Source organism: Streptomyces panaciradicis, from assembly GCF_023516615.1.
Taxonomy (GTDB): Bacteria; Actinomycetota; Actinomycetes; order Streptomycetales; family Streptomycetaceae; genus Streptomyces; species Streptomyces panaciradicis.
Genome location: NZ_JAMGBF010000267.1, coordinates 1 through 6,381, shown reverse-complemented (window position 1 = coordinate 6,381; position 6,381 = coordinate 1). Strand labels below are relative to the sequence as shown.

Annotated in this window: 7 protein-coding genes; 5 read left to right on the top strand and 2 right to left on the bottom strand. The window is 74.7% G+C overall.

Translation table 11 applies throughout. The features are described from left to right. Positions 1-1,098: dihydrolipoamide acetyltransferase family protein (locus tag M8J74_RS43455; RefSeq protein ID WP_249841677.1), on the top strand; the 1,098-nt coding region annotated here is incomplete at its 5' end. A gap of 5 nt (positions 1,099-1,103) precedes the next feature. Further along, positions 1,104-1,361, top strand: a complete 258-nt coding sequence (locus M8J74_RS43450; protein ID WP_249841676.1) for an acyl carrier protein — start codon at positions 1,104-1,106, stop codon at positions 1,359-1,361. A 141-nt stretch (positions 1,362-1,502) separates the two neighbouring features. Here M8J74_RS43450 and M8J74_RS43445 read toward each other — a convergent pair whose 3' ends face one another. Beyond that, positions 1,503-2,825, bottom strand: coding sequence for a phosphoribosyltransferase (locus M8J74_RS43445; RefSeq protein WP_249841675.1), 1,323 nt, complete (start codon positions 2,823-2,825; stop codon positions 1,503-1,505). Between the two features lie 200 nt (positions 2,826-3,025). On the opposite strand from M8J74_RS43445, the gene M8J74_RS43440 reads away from it, so the two are divergent. From M8J74_RS43440 to M8J74_RS43430, 3 genes are all read left to right on the top strand, one after another. Next, entirely contained in the window at positions 3,026-3,565 is a 540-nt protein-coding gene (locus M8J74_RS43440) for a hydrogenase maturation protease (protein ID WP_249841674.1), read from the top strand. A gap of 130 nt (positions 3,566-3,695) precedes the next feature. Then, positions 3,696-5,132 carry an MBL fold metallo-hydrolase RNA specificity domain-containing protein gene (locus M8J74_RS43435; RefSeq protein WP_249841673.1) on the top strand — a complete coding sequence of 479 codons (1,437 nt, stop codon included), beginning with the start codon at positions 3,696-3,698 and terminating at the stop codon, positions 5,130-5,132. A gap of 397 nt (positions 5,133-5,529) precedes the next feature. Further along, complete coding sequence (locus M8J74_RS43430; RefSeq protein WP_249841672.1) at positions 5,530-5,730, top strand: hypothetical protein; 201 nt, start codon at positions 5,530-5,532, stop codon at positions 5,728-5,730. Positions 5,731-6,083: 353 nt separating this feature from the next. Here M8J74_RS43430 and M8J74_RS43425 read toward each other — a convergent pair. Further along, on the bottom strand, positions 6,084-6,381 hold a 298-nt coding region (locus tag M8J74_RS43425; protein WP_249841671.1), incomplete at its 5' end, for an adenine nucleotide alpha hydrolase family protein.

Genomic DNA, 6,381 nt, shown 5'->3' with positions numbered 1-6,381 from the left:
CCGGCTCCGGCCCCGGCTCCGGCTCCGCCGCAGCCGCTCCGGGTGCCGGTTCCCGCCGCTTCCGCGCCGCCGCGTCCGGAGCCGGTCGCCGGCGCCGGTCCGCTGGTGCGCCACCTCGCGGCGGAGCGCGGCGTCGACCTGACGTCCGTGCACGGCACCGGACGCGGCGGGAGGATCACCCGCGCCGACGTGGAACACTCCCTGCCCGCTTCCGGACGACGGGTGCGGGCCACCCCGTACGCCCGTAGGCTCGCCCACGAACTCGGCGTCGACCTCACGGCGTTGCACGGCAGCGGAGTGGGCGAGGCGGTGCGCGCGGCGGACGTCCACGCCGCCGCGCGGGCACGCGGCGGCCCTCGACTCCCGGAGGCCGGACCGGCCGAGGTGCGGGCGCGGCCCGCGGTGCCGGCGGCGGACGACCGCAAGAAGCAGCGCGCGGCATCGATGCGGCGGTCCATCGGCGAGTCGATGGCCCGTTCCAAGCGCGAGATCCCGCACTACTACCTGTCGACCACGATCGATCTGACCGCGGCCCTGGAGTGGTTGCGCAGGCGCAACCGCGGCAGGCCCCCGTCCGACCGACTGGTCCCCGCGGCGCTGCTGCTGAAGGCCGCCGCCCTGGCCGCCCGTGCGGTGCCGCAGCTCAACGGCTTCTGGCAGGAAGGCGGTTTCTCGCCCGGCGCCGGGATACACCTCGGCGTCGCCGTGTCGCTGCGCGACGGGGGACTGCTGACACCGGTCATCCACGACGCCGACACGCTGGGGCCCGAGGAGCTGATGGCCACCCTCAAGGACCTCGTCCAACGGGCCCGCCTGGGCAGGCTGCGCGGCAGCGAGCTGTCCGGCGCGACGGTCACCGTCACCAACCTGGGCGATCAGGGTGTGGAGTCCGTGTTCGGCGTCATCCATCCACCGCAGGTCGCCCTGGTCGGCTTCGGCGCGGTCGTCGAACGCGCCTGGGCCACGGGCGGACTGCTCGGCGTGCGCCCCGTGGTGACCGCCACCCTGTCCGCCGACCATCGGGCCACCGACGGAGCCGTCGGGGCCCGCTACCTCACGGCCGTGGACCGACTGCTGCAAAACCCCGAGGAGTTGTGATGCGGATGAAGCCCTTGAGCGACGCCGAGGCGACGGAAGTCGTCCAGGAGTGCATTGTCAAGATCATCCCGGACGCCGACTTCACCGGTCTGCGGCCGGACGACCGGTTCCGTGACGTGCTGGAACTCGACTCACTGGATTTCCTGAGTCTGGTGGAGCTCCTCACGGAAGCCACCGGCGTACCGATCGACGAGTACGACTACCCCGAACTCACCACTCTCGCCGACACGGTGAGGTTCCTGGTCGACAGGTCGGCGGGCTAGGAAGGCGACAGGAGGAACGGACGAGCGGCGTCGGCGGGGACTGGGTACGGGTCGGCGGACGAGCGGCGTCGGCGGGGATCGGTACGGGCCGGGCCGCCGGCCCGCACCGGCTCCTGCGCTCGTCGGACGCAGCCGTCGGCCTCACACCGGCCGGCCGGACGACGCTCCGGCGGACGGGCGCGCGAGATGGCCCGTGAACCAGTCGCAGGCCAGTTCGGCGACCATGGGCAGGGCGCCCGGCTCGGAGAACAGGTGCGTGGCACCGGGCACGATCGCGATCCGGTGCTCGCAGCGCATCCAGTCCGCGGCCAGCCGGTTGAGGCCGAGCACCCGGGTGTCCGCGGAGCCCACGACGAACAGCGTCGGCGCGTGCACGTGGGCCAGCGCGGCGGGCGACGCCAGATCGGGCCGGCCGCCGCGCGAGACGATCGAGACGATGTCGGCGTCCGTGGCGGAGGCCGCCTCCAGCGCGGCCGCGGCTCCGGTGCTGGCGCCGAAGTAGGCCACGTCCAGTCCCGTCTCGTGCCGCAGCCACAGCGCGGCGGCGTGCAGACGCTGCGCGAGCATGCCGATGTCGAACACGTTGTGCCGGTTCTCCTCCTCGTCGGCGCTGAGCAGATCGAGCAGGAGCGTGCCCAGGCCGGCCCGGTTGAGGGTGTCGGCGACATAGCGGTTGCGCGGGCTGTGCCGGCTGCTGCCGCTGCCGTGCGCGAACGCCACGACCGCCTGGGCCGCCCGGGGCACCGTCAGACGGGCGGGAAGCCGGACGCGGCCGGCGGGCACCTGGAGCTCGCCGCCCCCGGGCGGGCCGGGGGAGCCGCCGGACGCGGGTACGGTCGGCCGTTCGAGCAGTTCGGCCACCTCCGCGTCCGTGACCTGGGTGAAGTCGTGGTACCAGGCGCCGACCGAGCCGAAGGGGCGCGGCTGGTGCAGGACGATCAGCTCGTCCACGATCCCGTGCAGCCGGGCGAGACCGGTCTGCGGGGCGACCGGCGCGGCCAGGACGACCCGGGCGGCGTGCCGGGCACGGACCAGCCGGCAGGCGGCCTCGGCGGTGGCCCCGGTCGCCAGCCCGTCGTCCACGACCACGGCGACACGCCCGGCCACCGGCACGGGTGCGCGGCCGAGGCGGTAGCGGCGTACGCGCCGGTCCAGTTCCGCCCGCTCGGCCTGCTCCACGACCGCCAGATCCTCGGGACCGAGCCCGGTCTCGCCGAGCACGTCCTCGTTGAGGACGCGCACCCCGCCCTCGCCGATCGCGCCGAAACCCAGCTCCGGCTGCCAGGGCACGCCCAGCTTGCGCACCACCAGCACATCGAGGGGTGCGCCGAGCGACCGGGCGACCTCGTGGGCCACCGGCACCCCGCCGCGCGGCAGCCCGAGCACCACCACGTCCTGTCCCCGCAGGTACGCAAGACGCCGGGCCAGCCGACGCCCCGCCTCCCCGCGATCCCGGTAACGCATGGGCCACCTCCTCATGCGCGCACCGCCGCGGCGGAGACACCGCTTGCTGCGACGCGGATTCCACCTTCCCTCCATTGCACCTCCCGGCCCGCGGGTCCGGCAGGGGTACATCGGGCCCGACCGCGGAGCCCTTCGGCCCATGGCAGCGCCCTCGCGGCCCCGCAGGCTGGAAGGAGAAGGCTGGGAAGGGGAGAGGACCCATGGCTGTCTCCACCCGTATCGCGATCGTCGCCGTCGGTGACCGGCTGCGGCATGACGACGGCATCGGCGGCGCGGTGCTCACGCGGCTGAGGGAGCGGGCCGCCGGACGGCCCCTGCCCCCGGGCACGGCCCTCGCCGAGTGCGACGGCGACGCCGGGCACCTGGCGGACCTGTGGGAGAACGCGGAACTCGCCGTCGTGATCGAGTGCGCGCACAAAGGCACCGGACATCCCGGCCGGGTCCACCGGCTCGACCTGGGCCCCCGCGAACTGCGAGGGCGGGACGGACTCGGGCCGCGCGGTCTCGGCGCGGCCGTCGAACTCGCCCGCGAACTCGACCGTCTGCCGGACCACCTGGTGGCGTACGCCGTCGAGGCCGAGGACCTCTCGCAGGGCGGCGGACTGTCCGAGGCGGTCGCCGGGACCGTCGCCGGCCTGGCGGCCCGGGTGGAGGACGACATCGTCCGGCATCGCACCGCCGCCGCCGGTGCCCCGGCACGCCAAGGCGGGAAGGACCCATCCGCTTCTCGCGGATCCTGATTGCGCGGTGCGCGGCTCGGGTCCGCTGCTCCGCGTCTTCCTCAGGTCCTTCCCGTCACCTCAAGCACACCACGCCCGCGACGCGGGCGCCAGGGCCGATGGGCCCCCATCCGCGAAGGAGACCGTGGCCATGACCACCGTGCCAGCACGTCCCGACGACCGGCCGCGGTCACCGATCCGGCCCGCCCTGCTGACCTTCCTCGGCGGCGTGGGGACGGTCACCGGCAGCAAGTTCCTGGTGGAGAGCGACCACGCCCGCGTCCTCGTCGACTGCGGCCTCTTCCAGGGCATCGCCGAGCTGCGCAGGCGCAACTGGCGCGAACTGCCCTGCGACGGCGCCGACATCGAGGCCGTGGTCGTCACCCACGCCCACCTCGACCACTGCGGATATCTGCCCCGGCTGGTCCGCCACGGCTTCCGCGGCCGCGTCGTGACCACGGAGTTCACCGCCCGGCTGATGGAGATCGTGCTGCGCGACAGCGCCAAGCTGCAGCTGGAGACCGCCCAGCACGCCAACGAGCACGGCTGGTCCAAGCACCGGGTGGCGCAACCCCTGTACGACGACTCCGACGTGGACCGCACGATGAAGCTCGTGGAGGCCGTGCCCTACCGCACACCCGTCGACATCGCCGTGGGCACCCGGCTCACCCTGCACCCCGCCGGCCACATCCTGGGCTCGGCCTGGGCCCGCCTCACCCTGGAGGACGGCGGCACCCTCGCCGTCAGCGGCGACATGGGCCGCCCGGGCCACCCGCTGCTGAGCCCCGCAGAGCCCTTCTCGGGAGCGGACGTCCTGCTCATGGAGTCGACCTACGGCAACCGGCGCCACGACGAGCGGGAGGGCCGGACCAACTTCGCCGACGTCCTCACCCGCACCCTGGCCCGCGGCGGCACCGTCGTCATCCCGGCCTTCGCCCTCGACCGGACCGAGGTCGTCCTGCACGAACTGGCCGAACTGCGCCGGGAGGGCCGCCTTCCGGCCGCCGTGCCGGTGTACGTCGACAGCCCGATGGCGCTGGCCGCCCTGGACGTCTACCGGGACGCCCTGCGCGCCCACGCCCCCGACCTGCGGCCGGACGTCACCGCCACCGGCGGCGCCGTGCTCAGCCCCGAACCGTTCCGGGCCGTGCGCTCGCTGCAGGAGTCGATCGAACTCGGGCACGCCCGCGGACCGGCCGTCATCGTCTCGGCGTCCGGCATGGCCGCCGGCGGACGCGTCCTGCACCATCTGCGGCGGGTGCTGCCCGATCCGCGCAACGCCGTCGTGGTCGTCGGCTTCGCGGCCCAGGGCACTCGGGCCCGCGACCTCGTCGACGGCGCCACGGCGATCAAGATGTTCGGCGAGTACGTCCCCGTCAGGGCCCAGATCGCCGACGTGCCGCACTTCTCGGCACACGCCGACGCGGCGCAGATCGTCGACTGGCTGCGCGGCGCTCCCGCCCCGCACGTCACCTACCTGGTCCACGGGGAGCAGGAGGCGGCCGAGGCGCTGCGCGAGCGCATCGACCACACCCTGGGCTGGACCGCGGTGGTGCCCCGCTCCGGCGAACGGGTCCTGGTCCGCTGAGGACCGCCGTTCTCAGTAGGGCATCGGCCGCCCGGAGGGCGTGCGCAGATCCTGGGGCTGCGGCCCGCTCGGTGTCCGGGGTCGCCTGGTCGCCTGTATCCGCCTCATGACCGTCGCCTCCCGGGTCGTGGTCCGCGGGCGCCGAACTCCGGCACCGTCGACGACACCCAGCCTCGTGCGCCACACGCCGCGGGCCCAGGGGGCGACCTTCCCCGGGCCATGGGCCGCCCCGCCCACCTCCACCCGGGGCCGCCCGGCCCATCCGGCCCGGACGCCGGCGCCCGCGCACAAGGGCCGCTCCAGACCCCTGTTCGGGCCGGAAGGCTCATGTGCCGCACACCGAAAGGGAGTTGGCTGTAGGAGAAGGAACGACGCCTACCCGAGAGGAGGGAGGACAGTGGGTACGACCCTGACACCGGAGTTCTGGGAGCGGTTCGCCGTCCTGCTGGTCGCCGCGATGGCCGTGACCTTCGTCCTCACCGCACTGTTCGACGCGCTCGTCGTGCGGATGAAGGACCGTCGCGGACACCGGCCGCCCCCGGCCAGGGCCCCGCACCGGCCGACGATCACACACCACCGTACGCCGGTCCACGGCTGAACCGGCGGCGTGGCAGCCGTAAGTCCCACGATGTGCCGCCGTGGATCCGCGCCGTTCCACACCGCGGCGGCCCGCCCCGCCCTCCATGCCTGCGCGACCAGGAGGTTCCGCACCCCGGCGCCCGCGGCGACCACGAACACCTCCCGCTCGACCCTCACCCCGCCGCGCGTCCCCGCACATGGGCAACCCGCCCCTCACCGGGCACGGCACGACCGGATACGACTGTCGCGCACCACGTCGCCGCGCCGCGGCTCCCAAGCCACGAGCGACGGCGCAACGCGACCGCGGTCCCCGAGGGACTGCGCGGCCGCGAGCCGTCGCAGGCGCTCTCGTACGGCGCCCTGGTGCCAGCTTCATGCGGCACCGGTGCGTGAGAACGCCCCTTTCACACTGCGCAGCGGAGTCGCGTTCCGGTCCGGCGCGGGTACCGTCACCACCGGCACCAGGGCGTGCCGCAGGCACTCGCGGCCCACCGGGCCCAGCGCCGGCAGGTCCCACCTGCCGTGATCGCCGCGTCCCAGCGCCAGCAGCGCCGCCCCGCGCGCCTGCCGCAGCAGCACCCGCGCCGCGGGCCCCTCGACCAGCACCGCGCGTACGTCGCTTCCGACGCGGCCCCCGAACGCCCTGCGCACGGCCGACGCGAGCAGCCCG